This is a genomic window from Mycobacterium ulcerans subsp. shinshuense, assembly GCF_002355775.1.
Classification (GTDB): domain Bacteria; phylum Actinomycetota; class Actinomycetes; order Mycobacteriales; family Mycobacteriaceae; genus Mycobacterium; species Mycobacterium marinum.
On sequence record NZ_AP017624.1, the window covers coordinates 1,095,784 to 1,112,675 of the forward strand.

Here is a 16,892-nt window from a genome sequence, read left to right on the forward strand (position 1 = left end):
ATGTGCGGAATGGGTGGCATCGTGAAAAGTTGAGTGGGGACCCTCTAACCCCGGGCGTGCGGTTGTCTCACCACGGGTGGCGCGACCAGCGGCGACGACACCCTGCGGCCACTGGTCGCGTCTCACCGCGAGACGATGCTGGGACGGCCCGATCGGCGTCCTACGCCGCAGCCGCTAGTCGGCGCGCAGCAGCGGTCGTAGCCGCTCGGTTTTCTCGGGGGTCCAGCCCGGCGGCGACAAGACCGCGGCCCAGCCGTTGGCGACGTTGCTGACGTAGCGGTGTCCATGCCCGTCGGGAACGTCCACGGCCACCGCCATGTCCGCAGACACTTGCAGGAAGGTCACCAACGGGATCCACCGCGTTTGGGGCAGTACGTCATAGCCGCGTTTCTCGCGTAGCCAGTCCGGCTCGCTGAAGAGCAGGTCCGGCGTCCACCACGCGATGGGGTCGGAGGCGTGCTGCAGATACACCACCCGCGGTTTGCCCCACGGCGCGTCCGGGCGCTGCAGATCACTGGCGCGGGCGATGAACCGCACGTTGTAGCCGTCGTCGTAGATGGGCAACCACTCCGGGGAACCGGGATCGCGGTTGGCGGTCAGCTCGGTCCAGACGGTGTTGTTGAACGTCGGTCCGCTGAACAACGCCCCGTCGGTGCGGGCGAGGATGTTGTTGAGGTTCATGAACGGTGCTTCGCCGCCGAAGGAACCCAAACTCTCGCCGAATACGACGAGCTTGGGGCGCTGAAACTCCGGCATCTGCCGGATCAGCTTGTCCACGGCCTCGAACAGGGCCTGGCCGGCCTGTCGGGCGTTCTCCTTGTCCACCAGGAACGACAGCCAGCTCGGCAGATAGGAATACTGCATCCTCACGATCGCGGTATTGCCGTTGTACATGTACTCGAGCGCGGAGGCTTCCGCCTCGTTGATCCAGCCGGTTCCGGTGGTCGTCGCGACCGCGACCACCGCGCGCTGCAGACCACCGGTGCGCTGCAACTCCCGCGCCGCCAGCTCCGCGGTCGCGATGATCCCGTTCGCCGAGTTCAACCCGGCATAGGCCCGGATCGGCTCGGTGGCGGGGGAACCGTTGAACGCGGTGAGATCGGCCCGGCTTGGCCCACCCTCGACGAAGACCCGGCCCTGATGCCCCAGGGATTCCCACGAAACCAATGACTGCGGTCCTCCGGATCGCAGTGCGGTATTCGGCGGTGCGCTATTGGGATCCAACTCGTCGTTGACCGAGGCGAAGGTGCTGTTCATGGAATGCATCGCGAACTTGAGCACCACACCGTTGAGCACCGTGATCGTCAGAGTTACCAGCAGCACCACCACGATGGTCGCCGACAGGCGAAATGGTGCGATCCGGTCGAGCTGGCGAACCAGAAAACTGAACAGCCGGCGGATGAACTGACCGACTTCGACGAACGCGAACAGCACGATCAGCGATACCACCGCGGTCAACGGGTAGTCGTACCACTTCAGGTGTACAACGCCCATCAGGTCGCGCACATCGTCCTGCCAGAAGTGGAACTAGATCGCCATGAGCACGATGCCAACCCCGCCGACCGCGATGAGCGGCGGCCACACCCAGCGGGGCGGCGGTGGGCTGTCGTCTTGGGAGCGCATGTATCGGACCAGCCAGACGGCGAAACACCCAGGCCGTATCCGATTGCCCCGGAGATGCCGCTGACCAGACCCTGAAACAGTGGGCCGCGGGGCAGCAGCGATGGCGCCATGGAAAACCACAGAAAAATCAAGCCGACCGCGCCGCCGGTAAAGGTGTAGTGGCGAACCCACCAGGCGTTGCGAGTCGTCTTCGGCGCGGCGGTTTCCCCGCTGCCGGAAGTCTCAACCGATTCGTCGGCCGCCGGTGCCGCTTCGTCGCTGGCGTCGGTACTGGTTGCGGAATCCATGTCGCTCATCGGTGCGTCACCTATCGGTGGGTGAAATTGGGCGGGCGCTTCTCGATGAACGCCGCCATCCCTTCGGACTGATCGGCTGTCGCGAAGGCGGAGTGGATGAGGCGACGTTCGTAGAGAAGTCCCTCGGCCAGGGTTGCTTCGAACGTGCGGTTCACGGCTTCCTTGGCCATTCGGGCCGCTGACCGCGACATCTGCGAAATGGTGGTGGCCACCGCCTTTGCCTCGGTGAGCAGGTCGTCGGCCGGCACCACCCGTGACACCAGACCACTGCGCTCCGCTTCGGCGGCGTCGATGGTGCGTCCGGTCAGGATCAGATCCATGGCTTTGGCCTTGCCGATCGCCCGGGTCAACCGCTGTGAGCCGCCCATCCCCGGCAGGACGCCGAGTTTGATCTCGGGTTGGCCGAACTTCGCGGTATCGGCGGCGATGATCAGGTCGCACATCATGGCTACCTCGCAACCGCCACCGAGCGCGTACCCGGCCACCGCGGCGATGGTCGGGGTGCGGACGGCGGCCAGTTTGCCCCAGGCGGCGAAGAAGTCGGCGTCGAACGCTTCGGAGAACGTCAGGTCCGCCATTTCCTTGATGTCGGCTCCGGCGGCAAATGCCTTGGCTGAGCCGGTGATGATGATCGCCCCGATGCCGGGATCGTTGTCCAGCTCGGCCGCAGCGCTGGTGACTTCGTTCATCACCTGGCTGTTGAGCGCGTTGAGGGCCTGTGGCCGGTTCAGGGTGATGATGCCGACTCGCTGGTCGCGCTCGACCAGGATGGTTTCGTAGCTCATGACCTGCCTTTCTAGAAACTCAAGTCGTCGTCGACCGGCGCGAAATACGCTGCGACGTCGGACTCGGTGATCTCGGCGAACGTCGCCGGCGACCATTTCGGATTGCGGTCCTTATCGATCAACTGTGCGCGGATGCCCTCCACCAGGTCGTGTGAGCGCAACGACGCCGAGGACACCCGATAGTCCTGGACCAAGACGTCTTCGAGCGTTTCCAGCTTGGCTGCACGGCGCACCGCCTCCAACGTCACCGACAGTGCGATGGGGGAGCGGCTGGCAATCACATTGGCGGCGTCGTTGGCCGGGCCGGCATCGTGGCCGCGCAGTGCGGCGATGATGTCGGCGACCGTATCACCCGCATAGCACTCGTCGATCCAGCCGCGTTGGGCGGCGAGACCGCTGGGTGGCGGTTCGACGGCGTGGTGGGCCAGCGCGCTCTCGATTCCGTCGGAGGCGATGGCCGCGCTGAAGGCGCCGAGTTCGGCGTGCGGCACGAAGTGGTCGGCGAACCCCAGTGCGATGGCGTCGGCACCGGAGAAGGGTGCTCCGGTGAGTGCCGCGTGCAACCCCAGGGCGCCGGGGGCCCGCGACAGCAGGTACGCCCCGCCGACGTCGGGAATGAACCCGATACCGACCTCGGGCATCGCGACCTTGGAGGTATCGGTCACCACCCGGATGTCGCCGTGGGCGCTCACGCCCACGCCGCCGCCCATCACGATGCCGTCCATCAAGGCCACATACGGCTTGCTGAACCGGCCGATCTGGCCGTTCATCAGATACTCGTCGCGCCAGAACCGCCGCGCTTCGGCCCCGTCCTTGCGGGCACTGTGATAGACGGCCACCACATCACCGCCGGCACACAATCCGCGTTCGCCGGCTCCGGAGACCACCACCGCGCGTACCTCGCCGTCGCGCTCCCAGCGGGTGAGCACCGTGCTCAGCAGGTCCACCATTGTCTGGTTCAGCGAGTTGATCGCTTTGGGGCGGTTGAGGGTAATAAAGCCGACACCGCCGTCGACGCGGGTCAGAACTTCGTCGGACTCGCCGGTCACGGCTTCGATCACGCTAGATCTCCCCTCCAGGGAATCGTCCAAGAGTTTGACCAGCAATCTAGATCGTGACTCGCTCCTGGGTGGCCCCGGGGCTAAGGTTTATCGTTAGCCGGACGACAGCGGCGCGGTTGGGCACGAGTCCGGAAAACAGAAAACCGGCAGGTGCGTTGGGAACCCGCGCGGGCCACTGATCGTTGAGCAGTTGTTCGCACAGCTCGAACCCATAGCCATAAGAGAGGATCCGACGGTGCGGGAGACAAGTAACCCGGTATTCCGCTCGCTGCCGAAGCAGCGGGGCGGATACGCGCAATTCGGTACGGGAGCAGGGGCGGGATATGCCGGCGACCCCTACATGGCTCCCTACCAGGAGACTCGTGACGCTGGGACGACCCGGCCACTGACCATCGACGACGTCGTGACCAAGACTGGCCTGACGCTGGCCATGCTGTCCGCGACGGCAGTCGTTTCCTACTTCCTGGTTGCCCAGAACATCGCGCTGGCGATGCCGCTGACCCTGGTCGGCGCGCTCGGCGGGCTGGCGCTGGTGCTGGTCGCGACCTTCGGTCGCAAACAAGACAACCCGGCGATCGTGCTCAGCTACGCCGCGCTGGAGGGTCTGTTCCTTGGCGCCGTTTCGTTCGTTTTGGCCGCCTACACGGTGGGGTCCGCCAACGCGGGAGTGCTCATCGGGGAGGCGGTCCTGGGCACGCTCGGCGTGTTCTTCGGAATGCTGGTCGTCTACAAGACCGGGGCTATCCGAGTCACGCCTCGGTTTACTCGCATGATCGTGGCCGCCATGTTCGGGGCGCTGGCCCTCATGCTCGGCAACTTCCTGCTGGGGATGTTCGGTGTCGGCGGCGGCGAGGGCCTGGGCCTGCGCAGCGGTGGACCGCTGGCGATCCTGTTCTCACTGGTGGTCATCGGTATCGCGGCGTTCAGCTTCCTGATCGACTTCGACGCCGCTGACCAGATGATCCGGGCCGGAGCGCCGGAGAAGGCGGCGTGGGGTATCGCGCTGGGCCTGACCGTGACGCTGGTCTGGCTCTACATCGAGATCCTGCGTCTGCTGAGTTATCTGCAGAACGACTAGTCTCGGCTCGACGAGAAAAGCCGGCACATATGTGCCGGCTTTTTCGTGTGTCCGCTTGGTCTCTTGAGTGTGCGGTGGTGGCCCCGAGCGTGTGCTGGTGGCGGGCTGACCCGAGTTTCGCAGCCCAGGGCGCACACTCACCGCCCCCTGGGCGCACGCTCGACGTCGGTGCCTGAGGCGCTAGCTCAGCCGCTCGATCACCATGGCCATGCCCTGGCCGCCACCGACGCACATGGTCTCCAGGCCGAACGTCTTGTCGTGGGTCTGCAGATTGTTGAGCAAGGTGGTGGTGATGCGGGCGCCGGTCATGCCGAACGGGTGTCCCAGGGCGATCGCTCCGCCAGAGACGTTCAGCTTGTCCTCGTCGATGCCCAACTCCCGGGCCGAGCCCAGCACCTGCACCGCGAACGCTTCATTGATCTCGACCAAGTCGATGTCGCTGATGGACATACCCGCCCGCTGTAGCGCCTTCTTGCAAGCCTCGATGGGGCCAAGGCCCATGATCTCCGGGGACAGACCGCTCACGCCGGTGGACACGATGCGCGCCAACGGCGTCAGGCCCAGCTCCTTGGCCTTGGTGTCGCTGGTGATCACCACTGCCGCGGCGCCGTCGTTGAGTGGACAGGCGTTGCCGGCGGTCACTGTGCCGTTGGGCCGAAACACCGGCTTGAGTTGGCTGACCTTTTCGTAGGTGGTACCCGCGCGCGGGCCATCATCGGTGCTGACCGTGGTGCCGTCGGGAAGCGTCACCGGGGAGATCTCCCGTTCGAAAAAGCCGCTCTTGATCGCCTCTTCGGCACGGTTTTGGCTGCGCACACCCCAGTGGTCTTGGTCTTCGCGGCTGATGCCCGAAATGATCGCGACGTTTTCAGCGGTCTGACCCATGGCGATGTAGACGTCAGGCAGATTTCCGTCAGCGCGCGGGTCATGCCATTCCTCGGCACCCGCGGCCGCGGCGGCGGTGCGTTCCTGGGCCTCATCGAAGAGGGGGTTCTTGGTGTCGGGCAGCGAGTCGGAGTTGCCCTTGCCGAACCGGGACACGGTCTCTACGCCCGCGGAGATGAACGCGTCGCCCTCGCCGGCCTTGATCGCATGAAACGCCATCCGGGTGGTCTGCAGTGAAGACGAGCAGTACCGGTTGACCGTGGTCCCCGGCAGAAAGTCGTAGCCCAGCGCCACGGCGACGACGCGCCCGATATTGAAGCCGGACTCACCTCCCGGGAGGCCGCAGCCCATGATCAGATCGTCGATCTGGTGCGGGTTCAACGCGGGTACTTTGTCCAACGCGGCGCGCACCATCTGCACGGCCAAGTCGTCGGGGCGCATGCTGACCAGCGACCCTTTCATGGCGCGGCCGATCGGCGAGCGGGCTGTTGAGACGATGACGGCTTCTGGCATAACAGCTCCCTCCATTGGGGTGTGGCGAAGCCGAATCTAGCCTGACGACGAGCCTGGTGACGATTCGGGTCGTGCAGCGGCCCGTTGCCCGACTAGCCGCTAGCCGGGATCGCGACGGGTCCACCAACCACCGGGACCGGGCGCCGCCACAGCCGGGTGACGATGGCGCCCCGGGAACGCTCCTGGCTGCTGGTGCGGAAGCTAGGCCGCGACGGCACGGGAAGCATTGCGCTCCCGATCTTTTCGCGTAACGCATCGCGCAGACTGAGGAGCAGCTGATCGGCCGCCAGGGCGTACGCCGTTGCGGATGGGTGATATCGGTCGGCGGAGAACATCCGTTCGGGTTCGGCCCGGAATTGGCGTGCCAGCAGATTGGCGAGCGGAATCGGCACCCCGCCGGCCGCCTTGACGGCGGCGGTCTGAGCGCGGGCGAGCTGGCTTCCCCGCGTGTGAGCCAGGGACCGCAACGGTTGCGGTATTGCGGTGATGACACTGAAGTCCGGGCACGTGCCGACCACCACGATTGCGCCGCGGGCGCGCAGCTTGCGTACCACCGAGCCAAGCCGTTCCGCGGAGGGGCCGATCCCGTTGAGTGCTGTTATGTCGTTGGCGCCGATGATGATGATCGCGGCGTCCGGTGGCGGTCCGGCCACAAACATCGCGTCGACCTGACCGCACACGCCTTTTGAGGTGGCGCCGACCAGGGCTTTGGTGCTCAACCGCACCCGCTTGCCGGTCTGCTCGACGAGCTTGCGTGCCATCACCACGCCCGGCACTTCCTCGGGGCTGCCACAGCCGTATCCGCACGCCGTGGAGTCGCCGAACATCATCAGGTGAAGGTCAAAGGGGGTTCCGCGGCGCCAGCGCTGCACCGGCCCACCGCCGCGGGAGTAGACCCCATCGGCACGGGGAGGTACGTCCCAGGCTTTGGGGATGATGGTGCGCGCGTGCGTAGCCTGACCGACCAGCAAGTTGCGTGCGCCCAGATAGGCCGTACCTGTCGAGGCGAGTGCACCCGCTGTGGCCAGAGCGATCGTCGAACGCCGCGGCACGCGTATGCCCACGCGATCAGTTTAGATCGGCTTCTCTGTTTGCGGGTCTACCTGACAAAACAGGTGAATTACGTTGTGGATCAATTGTGGTATCGAATCAGACTCATTAAGCGTTGTTTAAGAAGTAAGCTGTCAAGCTAATTCGGAGGAGTTGGCAAATCGCTCGGGGGAGCAGGTTCAATCCGAACGCTTGGCCGCTCCATCACATGCCTTATCGGACTACAACGACGTAGGAAGTGTTGCGCATGACCGCACCTAGCAGGGTCCCCAGTAACCCTATCCATGCCATTCGCCCACGAGACGTACTCAAGACACGTAGACTTGAGGCACGCAGATTCGCCATCAGTGATGGCGCTCCGGTCGAGGTTGTCGAGTCGGGCCCGAGCGTTGCTGCGCGGGTCGCGACGCTTGCCTCGCGGCTGACCATTCGGCCGGTGTTGGCGGTCGGTAGCCACGTGCCGCATCTACCTTGGCCATGGGGCCTCATCGATCACGCCGCGAAGGCTTTGGTCCCGGCGTCTGCCACCGTTAGGGCCGCGTTGAGCTGCCCAAATGCAGCAGCGCAACTGGTTCGGGCGCCGGGCGTGCTGCCCGCCGACGGGACCCGGCGCGTGGTCCTCTATCTCCACGGCGGTGCCTTCCTGACCTGTGGAGCAAACTCGCACGGGCGGTTGGTCGAGCTGCTCTCAAAGTTTGCTGACTCGCCCGTTCTGATCGTCAACTATCGGCTGATGCCCAAACACTCGATCGGTATGGCGCTCGATGACTGCCACGACGGCTACCGCTGGCTGAGGTTGTTGGGCTACGACCCGGAACAGATCGTGTTGGCCGGAGACTCCGCCGGCGGCTATCTCGCGCTGACTCTCGCGCAGCGGCTGCAGGAGGAAGGCGAGGAGCCGGCCGCCCTTGTCGCGATCTCGCCACTGTTGCAGCTAGCAAAGGAGCAGAAAAAGGCTCATCCCAACATTAAGCGGGATGCGATGTTCCCGCCTAAGGCTTTCGACGCGCTTGGTGAATTGGTTGCTAGCGCGGCCGCTAAAAACAAAGTCGACGGCAAACCCGAGGAACTCTACGAGCCGCTCGAGCACATCCGCCCGGGTCTCCCGCGGACCCTGATTCACGTGTCGGGATCCGAGGTGCTGTTGCACGACGCCCAGCTGGCGGCGCGCAAGTTGGCGGCGGTCGGGGTGCCCGCCGAGGTGCGTGTCTGGCCGGGACAGGTGCACGACTTTCAGGTCGCCGGGCCGTTGTTGCCCGAGGCGACCCGCTCCCTGCGTCAGATCGGCGACTACATCCGCGAGGCAACCGGCTAGGGGGTCGCGCCGTACCCGGAGTGTGGTTCGCCGGGACCGGCCTGACACGATGAAGCCCATGCGGATCGCCCAGCACATCAGTGATCTCATCGGCGGCACACCACTGGTTCGCCTGAACGCGGTCGTTCCGGCCGGGATCGGCACGGTGGCGGCGAAGGTCGAATATCTCAACCCTGGCGGCAGCTCCAAGGACCGGATCGCGATCAAGATGATCGACGCGGCCGAGGCCAGTGGAGCGCTGCGACCCGGCGGCACCATCGTCGAGCCGACGTCGGGCAATACCGGGGTGGGTTTGGCCCTGGTCGCCCAGCACCGGGGCTACAAGTGCGTATTCGTCTGCCCCGACAAGGTCAGCGAGGACAAACGAAACGTCTTGCGGGCCTATGGCGCTGAGGTGGTGGTGTGCCCGACGGCGGTGCCGCCGGAGGATCCGGACAGCTACTACAGCGTCTCTGACCGGCTGGTCAGAGAAATCGACGGTGCGTGGAAGCCCGACCAGTACGCCAACCCCGAAGGCCCGGCCAGCCACTACGCGACCACCGGCCCGGAGATCTGGGCCGATACCGATGGCAAGATCACGCATTTCGTTGCCGGCATCGGCACCGGTGGAACGATCACCGGCGCGGGGTGCTACCTCAAGGAGGTGTCGGGCGGCAAAGTCCGCGTCATCGGCGCCGACCCGGAGGGGTCGGTGTATTCCGGCGGGACCGGGCGGCCCTACCTGGTCGAGGGGGTGGGCGAGGACTTCTGGCCGGCGGCCTACGACCACGCGGTGCCCGACGAGATCATCGCGGTGTCGGACTCCGACTCCTTTGACATGACCCGGCGGCTGGCCCGAGAAGAGGCGATGCTGGTGGGCGGATCCTGCGGGATGGCGGTGGTGGCCGCCCTGCGGGTCGCCGAACAAGCAGGGCCCGACGCGCTGGTTGTCGTGCTGCTGCCCGACGGCGGGCGCGGTTACATGTCGAAGATCTTCAACGACGCGTGGATGTCGTCGTACGGCTTCTTGCGCAGCCGCCTCGACGGCAGGACCGATGCGTCCACGGTTGGTGATGTGTTGCGGCGCAAGTCCGGTGCGTTGCCGGCTCTGGTCCACACCCACCCCTCCGAGACGGTGCGCGATGCCATTGGAATCCTGCGGGAATATGGCGTGTCGCAGATGCCGGTGGTCGGCGCCGAGCCGCCGGTGATGGCCGGTGAAGTTGCCGGCAGCGTTTCCGAACGCGAACTGCTCTCGGCTGTATTCTCGGGCAAGGCCAAGCTGGCCGACGCCGTCTCCCAGCACATGAGCCCGCCGCTGAAGCTGATCGGCGCCGGTGAATTGGTCGGTGTGGCAGGCAAGGCATTGCGGGACTGGGATGCCTTGATGGTCGTCGAGGAGGGCAAGCCGGTCGGGGTCATCACCCGGTATGACTTGTTGGGATTCCTTTCCGAAGGGGCGTTGCGGCGCTAGTCCGCCGTGGCGCCACAACTTAGGTCGGCTAGGAACAAAATCGGCTGGTAGCTACCTCCCCGACGGTGCCCAACCATGCTGGTAATGGCGTGAATCGCGGCTCGGGCGCAGCTCTAGCCTGATCTCTCCGCAGACCGCCAACCTCAGGTACTGTAAGGCCGCCTACTTCAGCTAATTCCGAGTGGAAGGTTGCCCATGACCGATCAGCCGCCTCCCGGCGGGTCTTACCCCCCACCGCCTCCGCCTCCCGGATCCTCCGGTGGGTTGGAGCCGCCCGCTGGTGGGTACCAAGCACCACCGCCTCCCTCGGCGCCCAGCGGGGGCGGCTACCCGCCGCCGCCACCGCCCCCGTCGCCCAGCACCAGCGGTTATCCGCCGCCCCCGCCGCCGCCGTCGGCGCCCGGCGGCAGCGCTTATCCGCCGCCTCCGCCACCACCACCGCTGGAAGGTGGCTACCCGCCGCCGCCACCACCGTCGGCGGGTGGATACGCACCGCCCCCACCGGGGCCGGCGATTCGTGCACTGCCGGCGGAGTCCTACACGCCGTGGATCACTCGCGTGCTGGCCGCGCTCATCGACTTCGCGCCCTACGTTGTGGTTACCGGCATCGGCTGGCTGATCATGATGGTGACCACGACCTCGTCGTGCGTGACCGACATCAGTCAGTACGACATTGGCCAGTACTGCGTATCCCAGCCGTCGATGATCGGTCAGCTGGCGCAGTGGTTGTTGTCCCTGGTGGGGTTGGCCTACCTGGTATGGGACTACGGCTACCGCCAAGGCACCACCGGTTCGAGCATCGGTAAGTCGATCATGAAGTTCAAGGTGGTCAGCGAAACCACGGGGGAGCCGTTGGGCTTCGGAATGTCGGTGGTGCGCCAGCTTGCGCACATCGTCGACGCGATCATCTGCTACATCGGGTTCCTGTTCCCGCTGTGGGACGCCAAGCGGCAGACGCTTGCCGACAAGATCATGACGACGGTTTGCCTACCGCTCTGAGTGCAACGCAACTCACTTGTGTCAGTGAGTGATTAGCAAAGCGCCACCTCGGCCGTGCGATTACGGCCGGGGTGGCGTTCGCTATTAGGCTGGTCATCGATGAAGGACGATCACAAGGCGCAGCACCGGTTCGCCGGACTCGCAACACGAGCCATTCATTCCGGCTATCGCCCGGACCCGGCGACCGGAGCCGTCAACGCTCCGATCTATGCCAGCAGCACCTTCGCCCAGGATGGTGTCGGCGGGCTTCGGGGCGGCTATGAGTATGCGCGAACCGGCAATCCGACTCGCACCGCCTTGGAAGCCGCGCTTGCCGCGGTTGAAGACGCGGCGTTCGGGCGTGCGTTCAGTTCCGGCATGGCCGCCGCCGACTGCGCGCTGCGGGCAATGCTGCGACCGGGTGACCATGTCGTCATCCCCGACGACGCCTACGGCGGCACCTTCCGGTTGATTGACAAGGTCTTCACCGGGTGGAACGTCGAGTACACACCGGTAGCCCTGGCGGATCTGGATGCGGTGCGTGCGGCGATAAGGCCAACCACCCGACTGATTTGGGTGGAAACACCGACCAATCCGTTGCTGTCGATCGCCGACATCGCCGGCATCGCCCAGCTGGGTGCGGACAGCTCGGCGAAAGTTCTGGTGGACAACACCTTCGCATCTCCGGCGCTGCAGCAGCCGCTATCGCTGGGCGCCGACGTGGTGCTGCATTCCACCACCAAATACATCGGTGGTCACTCCGATGTGGTGGGTGGCGCACTGGTGACCAATGACGAAGAGCTGGACCAGTCTTTTGCCTTCTTGCAGAACGGGGCGGGCGCGGTGCCGGGCCCGTTCGACGCGTACCTGACCATGCGCGGCCTGAAAACCCTGGTCCTGCGCATGCAGCGGCATAGTGAAAATGCCGCTGCCGTGGCGGAATTCCTCGCCGAACATCCCGCGATCAGCACCGTGTTGTACCCAGGGCTGCCCAGTCACCCCGGCCATGCCGTGGCGGCGCGGCAGATGCGCGGGTTTGGCGGCATGGTTTCGGTGCGGATGCGAGCCGGCCGCACCGCCGCCGAACAGCTGTGCGCCAAGACGAACATCTTCATCCTGGCCGAATCGCTAGGCGGTGTGGAGTCGCTGATCGAGCATCCCAGCGCGATGACTCACGCGTCGACCGCGGGTTCGCAGCTGGAAGTGCCCGATGACCTGGTGCGGCTGTCGGTCGGTATCGAAGACGTTGCCGATCTCCTCGACGACCTCAAACAGGCGCTGGGCTAACCCCGGCGCGAGCAGCCCGCGAGCAGACGCAGAATCGCACGCGCAGCGCGCGCTGGGTGCGATTCTGTGTCTGCTCGTCAGGTCAGGAGTGGTAGGGCTCGGCGCTGATCAGCGTGACCTCGATGACGCTGCCGTTGGGCACGGTGTAGCTACGGGTCTCACCGACCTTGGCGTCGATCAGGGCGCCACCGAGCGGGGAATTCGGCGAGTACACCTCGAGCTTGCCGTCGTTGACGCCTTCTTGGCGGGTGGCGATGAGGAATGTCTCGCTATCGGACTGGTCGCCGTTGTAGTAGACCTTCACCACGGAACCGGGCAGGGCGATACCGGACTGCTTGGGCGCTTCGCCGACCTTGGCGTTGTTGAGCAGGTCCTGCAGCTGGCGGATGCGGGCCTCTTGCTGGCCCTGTTCTTCGCGGGCGGCGTGGTAGCCGCCGTTCTCGCGCAGGTCGCCCTCTTCGCGGCGGTCATTGATTTCGGCGGCGATGATCGGACGATTGGCGATCAAGTGATCGAGCTCGGCCTTGAGTCGGTCATGTGACTCCTGGGTTAACCAGGTCACCTGAGTATCCGTCATCTCGTGGCGCTCCTTGTGTTGTCTTTTGGCGCATGCGCGCAAGTTGCTGATCCCGCATCAACCCGGTATCGGGCGTACGCGGGCCCCCACCCCGGTCGCTGCCACTCCGCTTCTGCTCACGGCCTTTACTGCAGCAATACACGGTCCCGGTCAGGACCGTGTATCTAGCCATGTTACCACCGCGCTAACAGTCGGTGACTGCATATGCGCAGTTCGGGGTTTGTTGCGCGGTCAAGGTGAGCGCAAGTAAGCGGGCACATCTGTGCCGCAACCGTATACGTCCGCCATCAACGGCGGCTTGCTCGATTTCAGGGTCGTCGTCACCTGCACGGTGGTTTGGTCCGAGGGCGGCACCAGGACCTCTCGCCGGCCGGTCTCGCTACCGTCCTTGGCCCGGACGTGCACGATGCAATCGACCGGCCGTGACGGGTCTGACCGCGTCACGCTGATCGTCACCGATGCCGTCTGCTCATCGATCACGCGGTAGCCGGCCAATTTGCCGGTGACGGCGTTGGTGACGATCCGCTGGTAGCCGATCACGGCAAGCACGGTCCCGGCCACCACCACCAACACCGCCAGAGCGATGAGGATGTAGCGCCGCGACCTACCGGAGAGTCGAGACCGCCCATAGCGGGCTTCGGGACGGGATATGGGTGCTGGATTCATGCCTGGCTTGGCGGATCGGGGAAGGGCTGTGGGCGGGCGTCAGGCGCCGGACGACAAGATGGAACGATTGAGAACTGAAATTATAGTGGCGCAATCGGCCGGCGAGCAGACGGCCCGACCAGCAGACGGACAAGGGAGCACGTGAGCAAACTGCGGTTGATGGCGGTGCATGCCCACCCCGACGACGAGTCCAGTAAGGGCGCCGCCACTCTTGCCCGGTACGCGGACGAGGGTCATCGCGTGCTGGTGGTGACGTTGACCGGGGGCGAGCGCGGCGAGATTCTCAACCCGGCGATGGACCTGCCCGACGTGCACGGGCACATCTCCGAAATTCGCCGCGACGAGATGGCGAAGGCGGCCGAGATTCTCGGTGTGGAGCACACCTGGCTTGGGTTCGTCGACTCCGGACTGCCGAAGGGGGATCCGCCGCCCCCGCTGCCCGAGGGGTGTTTCGCCCTGGTGCCCTTGGAAGATTCCATCGAAGCGCTGGTACGTGTGGTGCGGGAGTTCCGGCCCCACGTGATGACGACCTACGACGAGAACGGCGGCTACCCGCACCCCGACCACATCCGCTGCCACCAGGTTTCCATCGGCGCCTACGAGGCCGCTGCCGACTATCTGCGGTTCCCGGATGCCGGTGAGCCCTGGACGGTGTCCAAGCTCTACTACATCCACGGCTTCCTGCGGGAGCGCATGCGGATTCTGCAAGACGAGTTCATCAAGCGCGGCCAGGAAGGTCCGTTCGACAAGTGGCTCGAGCACTGGCATCCCGACCACGATCCGTTTGCCAACCGAGTCACCACCCGCGTTGAGTGCTCGGGCTATTTCGCCCAACGCGACGACGCCTTGCGAGCGCATGCGACCCAGATCGACCCCAACGCCGAATTCTTCGCGGCGCCGCTGTCGTGGCAGCGTGAACTCTGGCCGACCGAGGAATTCGAGTTGGCCCGCTCGCGCATCCCCATCGGTCTGCCTGAGACCGAGTTGTTCGCCGGAATCGAGTCGAGCCAATGAACCAGTTTCTGCTCACTGTGATTGCTGACGATGCACCGCGCAATACCGGACCCGATTTCGGCAAGGCCAGTCCGTTGGGGCTGCTCGTCGTCGTGGTCTTGGTCATCGCCACGTTGTTTCTGCTGCGATCGATGAACCGGCAACTCAGGAAGGTCCCGGAATCCTTCGATCGTGCGCACCCCGAGCCGGATCAGGCGGCCGACGAGGGCACGGATGTGGTGGACGTCGAGGAACCGCCCGCCGCGGACGGTGGCGCCACCACGCGATCGCCGGGGCCGGCCGATGACCCCGGCTGATTCATCGGCCGGTTTCTCCGGAACCAATACCCTCGCGCAGGCGACCAGTCCGTACTTGCGCCAGCACGCCGACAACCCCGTGCATTGGCAGCAATGGACACCGCAGGCGCTGGCTGACGCCGCCGCGCGCGACGTGCCGATTCTGTTGTCGATCGGATACGCCGCGTGTCACTGGTGTCACGTCATGGCCCACGAATCGTTCGAGGACGACGAGGTGGCGGCGGTGATGAACGCGGGCTTCGTCAACATCAAGGTGGATCGCGAGGAACGGCCCGATATCGACGCGGTCTACATGAACGCCACCGTTGCCCTCACCGGGCAGGGCGGCTGGCCGATGACGTGCTTCCTGACCCCTGATGGGCGGCCCTTCTACTGCGGTACCTACTACCCGAAAGCGGGTTTTCTGCAGCTGCTTTCGGCCGTATCGGAGACCTGGCGGGAACGTCGCGGCGAGGTGGAGGAGGCCTCCGACCACATTGCCGGTGAGTTGCGTTCGATGGCGTCCGGACCGCCCGGCGGCGGTCCCGACGTGGCGCCGGAGCTGTGTGACCATGCCGTCGCGGTCGTCTTGGGTGAGCAGGACACGGTTCATGGTGGCTGGGGCACCGCGCCCAAGTTCCCGCCGTCGGCGCTGCTGGAAGCGTTGCTGCGGCACTACGAGCGCACCGGCTCCCCGGCCGCACTGGCTGCGGTGTCGCGCACCGGCGCCGCGATGGCCCGCGGCGGCATCTATGACCAACTTGCCGGCGGCTTCGCCCGATACAGCGTCGACAAGGCCTGGGTGGTACCGCATTTCGAGAAGATATTGTACGACAACGCGCTGCTGTTGCGGGCTTATGCGCACTGGGCCCGGCGGACCGGCGATGAGTTGGCGCGCCGCGTCGCGGCCCAGACCGCGGGGTTTCTGCTGGACGGGCTGGCCGCTGGCGGCATGTTCACCTCCTCGCTGGATGCCGACACCGACGGCCGCGAGGGTTCGACCTATGTCTGGACTCCCGAACAGCTGATCGAGCTCCTAGGTGAGGACGACGGCCGTTGGGCCGCAGAGGTTTACGCGGTGACCGCGGCCGGCACCTTCGAACACGGCGCGTCGGTGTTGCAGCTGCCCTCGGATCCGCACGACGCCGAGCGGCTGCAGCGGGTCAGCGGCGCACTGTCGGCGGCCCGGCGCGGGCGCGCGCAACCCGGTCGCGATGACAAGGTCGTCACCTCCTGGAACGGGTTGGCAATCACGGCGCTGGTAGAGGCCAGCATTGCCCTGCAGCAGCCCGAATTGGCGCAAGCCGCGCGGTGTTGCGCACGCGTGTTGCTGGACTTGCACGTGGTCGACGGCCGGTTGCGCCGCGCCAGCCTGGGCGGTGTGGTCGGCGACAGCGCGGCCATCCTCGAGGACCATGCCATGCTGGCCACCGGCCTGTTGGCGCTCTATCAGTTGACTTCCGAACCGGGTTGGCTGACCTCGGCCTGCGATTTGCTGGATACCGCATTGGCGCACTTCGGCGATCCGCAGTGGCCCGGTCGCTGGTTCGACACCGCCGACGACGCCGAGCGGCTGATGCTGCGCCCGGGCGACCCGCTCGACGGGGCCACGCCTTCGGGTGCGTCTTCGATCGCCGAAGCCCTGCTGACCGCCGCACACCTGGTCGCCGACGACCGCGCCCCGCGCTACCTGCAAGCCGCCACGGAAACGTTGCGCGAACATTCGGTCTTGCTGGCACACGCACCGAGGTCGGCCGGGCACTGGCTGTCCGTCGCGGAGGCGGCGGTGCGGGGACCGCTGCAGATCGCGGTTGCCTGCGACGATCCGCAGTCAGAGCTACTGGCCGCCGCCCGCCGGCTGGCGCCGGGCGGAGCCATCGTCGTCGGCGGTCGGCTGGACTCGGCACCGTTGCTGATCGGACGGGATCGGGTGGCGGGTGCGGACGCCGCCTATGTCTGCCGGGGACGGGTCTGCGACCTGCCGGTGACCGGTACCGACGAACTGGCCGCAGCTCTGCCAGTGCCCGGGTAGTAGC

14 protein-coding genes and 1 pseudogene are annotated in these 16,892 nt (G+C 65.8%); 8 read left to right on the forward strand and 7 right to left on the reverse strand.

Going from position 1 to position 16,892, the window contains the following annotated elements; genetic code table 11:
- Positions 1–174 precede the first annotated feature (174 nt).
- The 3 genes and pseudogenes from SHTP_RS29675 to SHTP_RS05220 all read right to left on the reverse strand — a co-directional run bounded on the left by SHTP_RS29675 (position 175) and on the right by SHTP_RS05220 (position 3,753).
- A pseudogene (locus SHTP_RS29675) lies at positions 175–1,919 on the reverse strand (alpha/beta hydrolase).
- An 11-nt stretch (positions 1,920–1,930) separates the two neighbouring features.
- Positions 1,931–2,704, reverse strand: coding sequence for an enoyl-CoA hydratase (locus SHTP_RS05215; RefSeq protein WP_011738585.1), 774 nt, complete (start codon positions 2,702–2,704; stop codon positions 1,931–1,933).
- An 11-nt stretch (positions 2,705–2,715) separates the two neighbouring features.
- A complete protein-coding gene (locus tag SHTP_RS05220; RefSeq protein ID WP_036451088.1) occupies positions 2,716–3,753 on the reverse strand; it encodes an enoyl-CoA hydratase/isomerase family protein in 1,038 nt (345 codons plus the stop codon).
- A gap of 247 nt (positions 3,754–4,000) precedes the next feature.
- On the opposite strand from SHTP_RS05220, the gene SHTP_RS05225 reads away from it, so the two are divergent.
- Positions 4,001–4,843, forward strand: coding sequence for a Bax inhibitor-1/YccA family protein (locus SHTP_RS05225; RefSeq protein ID WP_012395952.1), 843 nt, complete (start codon positions 4,001–4,003; stop codon positions 4,841–4,843).
- 180 nt (positions 4,844–5,023) lie between these two features.
- Here SHTP_RS05225 and SHTP_RS05230 read toward each other — a convergent pair whose 3' ends face one another.
- Together SHTP_RS05230 and SHTP_RS05235 are read right to left on the reverse strand one after the other, a co-directional pair.
- Positions 5,024–6,241, reverse strand: coding sequence for an acetyl-CoA C-acetyltransferase (locus SHTP_RS05230; RefSeq protein WP_015356919.1), 1,218 nt, complete (start codon positions 6,239–6,241; stop codon positions 5,024–5,026).
- Between the two features lie 92 nt (positions 6,242–6,333).
- Positions 6,334–7,293, reverse strand: coding sequence for an SGNH/GDSL hydrolase family protein (locus SHTP_RS05235; protein ID WP_096372330.1), 960 nt, complete (start codon positions 7,291–7,293; stop codon positions 6,334–6,336).
- A gap of 245 nt (positions 7,294–7,538) precedes the next feature.
- Between SHTP_RS05235 and SHTP_RS05240 the strand changes: the two genes are divergently transcribed.
- The 4 genes from SHTP_RS05240 to SHTP_RS05255 all read left to right on the forward strand — a co-directional run bounded on the left by SHTP_RS05240 (position 7,539) and on the right by SHTP_RS05255 (position 12,324).
- A complete protein-coding gene (locus SHTP_RS05240) occupies positions 7,539–8,606 on the forward strand; it encodes an alpha/beta hydrolase (protein ID WP_197706223.1) in 1,068 nt (355 codons plus the stop codon).
- A 58-nt stretch (positions 8,607–8,664) separates the two neighbouring features.
- On the forward strand, positions 8,665–10,059 hold the full coding sequence (locus SHTP_RS05245) for a cystathionine beta-synthase (protein WP_036426325.1): 1,395 nt from the start codon (positions 8,665–8,667) through the stop codon (positions 10,057–10,059).
- 195 nt (positions 10,060–10,254) lie between these two features.
- Positions 10,255–11,058, forward strand: a complete 804-nt coding sequence (locus tag SHTP_RS05250; RefSeq protein ID WP_096369981.1) for an RDD family protein — start codon at positions 10,255–10,257, stop codon at positions 11,056–11,058.
- Between the two features lie 99 nt (positions 11,059–11,157).
- Positions 11,158–12,324 carry a cystathionine gamma-synthase gene (locus SHTP_RS05255; RefSeq protein ID WP_012395946.1) on the forward strand — a complete coding sequence of 389 codons (1,167 nt, stop codon included), beginning with the start codon at positions 11,158–11,160 and terminating at the stop codon, positions 12,322–12,324.
- Between the two features lie 82 nt (positions 12,325–12,406).
- On the opposite strand, the gene greA is transcribed toward SHTP_RS05255, so the two are convergent.
- Together greA and SHTP_RS05265 are read right to left on the reverse strand one after the other, a co-directional pair.
- Positions 12,407–12,901, reverse strand: coding sequence for a transcription elongation factor GreA (greA, locus tag SHTP_RS05260; RefSeq protein ID WP_011738576.1), 495 nt, complete (start codon positions 12,899–12,901; stop codon positions 12,407–12,409).
- Between the two features lie 231 nt (positions 12,902–13,132).
- Positions 13,133–13,567, reverse strand: coding sequence for a DUF4307 domain-containing protein (locus tag SHTP_RS05265; protein WP_096369982.1), 435 nt, complete (start codon positions 13,565–13,567; stop codon positions 13,133–13,135).
- A 141-nt stretch (positions 13,568–13,708) separates the two neighbouring features.
- Here SHTP_RS05265 and mca point away from each other — a divergent pair, with 141 nt between their 5' ends.
- Genes mca through SHTP_RS05280 form a run of 3 tightly spaced genes read left to right on the forward strand, consistent with a single transcriptional unit; the run spans position 13,709 to position 16,888 of the window.
- Positions 13,709–14,581, forward strand: coding sequence for a mycothiol conjugate amidase Mca (gene mca / locus SHTP_RS05270; protein ID WP_096369983.1), 873 nt, complete (start codon positions 13,709–13,711; stop codon positions 14,579–14,581).
- Complete coding sequence (locus tag SHTP_RS05275) at positions 14,578–14,877, forward strand: hypothetical protein (RefSeq protein ID WP_011738573.1); 300 nt, start codon at positions 14,578–14,580, stop codon at positions 14,875–14,877. The genes mca and SHTP_RS05275 overlap by 4 nt, the downstream gene beginning before the upstream one ends.
- Positions 14,864–16,888, forward strand: a complete 2,025-nt coding sequence (locus SHTP_RS05280) for a thioredoxin domain-containing protein (RefSeq protein WP_096369984.1) — start codon at positions 14,864–14,866, stop codon at positions 16,886–16,888. Before SHTP_RS05275 ends, SHTP_RS05280 begins: the two co-directional genes overlap by 14 nt.
- Positions 16,889–16,892 lie beyond the last annotated feature (4 nt).

What these genes read in the sequence shown, in the direction of transcription:
- SHTP_RS05250 (WP_096369981.1), top strand. Translation starts at nt 10,255, where the DNA reads ATGACCGATCAGCCGCCTCCCGGCGGGTCTTACCCCCCACCGCCTCCG.
- SHTP_RS05280 (WP_096369984.1), top strand. Translation starts at nt 14,864, where the DNA reads ATGACCCCGGCTGATTCATCGGCCGGTTTCTCCGGAACCAATACCCTC.
- SHTP_RS05215 (WP_011738585.1), bottom strand. Translation starts at nt 2,704, where the DNA reads ATGAGCTACGAAACCATCCTGGTCGAGCGCGACCAGCGAGTCGGCATC.
- SHTP_RS05255 (WP_012395946.1), top strand. Translation starts at nt 11,158, where the DNA reads ATGAAGGACGATCACAAGGCGCAGCACCGGTTCGCCGGACTCGCAACA.
- SHTP_RS05230 (WP_015356919.1), bottom strand. Translation starts at nt 6,241, where the DNA reads ATGCCAGAAGCCGTCATCGTCTCAACAGCCCGCTCGCCGATCGGCCGC.
- SHTP_RS05275 (WP_011738573.1), top strand. Translation starts at nt 14,578, where the DNA reads ATGAACCAGTTTCTGCTCACTGTGATTGCTGACGATGCACCGCGCAAT.
- greA (WP_011738576.1), bottom strand. Translation starts at nt 12,901, where the DNA reads ATGACGGATACTCAGGTGACCTGGTTAACCCAGGAGTCACATGACCGA.
- SHTP_RS05265 (WP_096369982.1), bottom strand. Translation starts at nt 13,567, where the DNA reads ATGAATCCAGCACCCATATCCCGTCCCGAAGCCCGCTATGGGCGGTCT.
- SHTP_RS05240 (WP_197706223.1), top strand. Translation starts at nt 7,539, where the DNA reads ATGACCGCACCTAGCAGGGTCCCCAGTAACCCTATCCATGCCATTCGC.
- SHTP_RS05245 (WP_036426325.1), top strand. Translation starts at nt 8,665, where the DNA reads ATGCGGATCGCCCAGCACATCAGTGATCTCATCGGCGGCACACCACTG.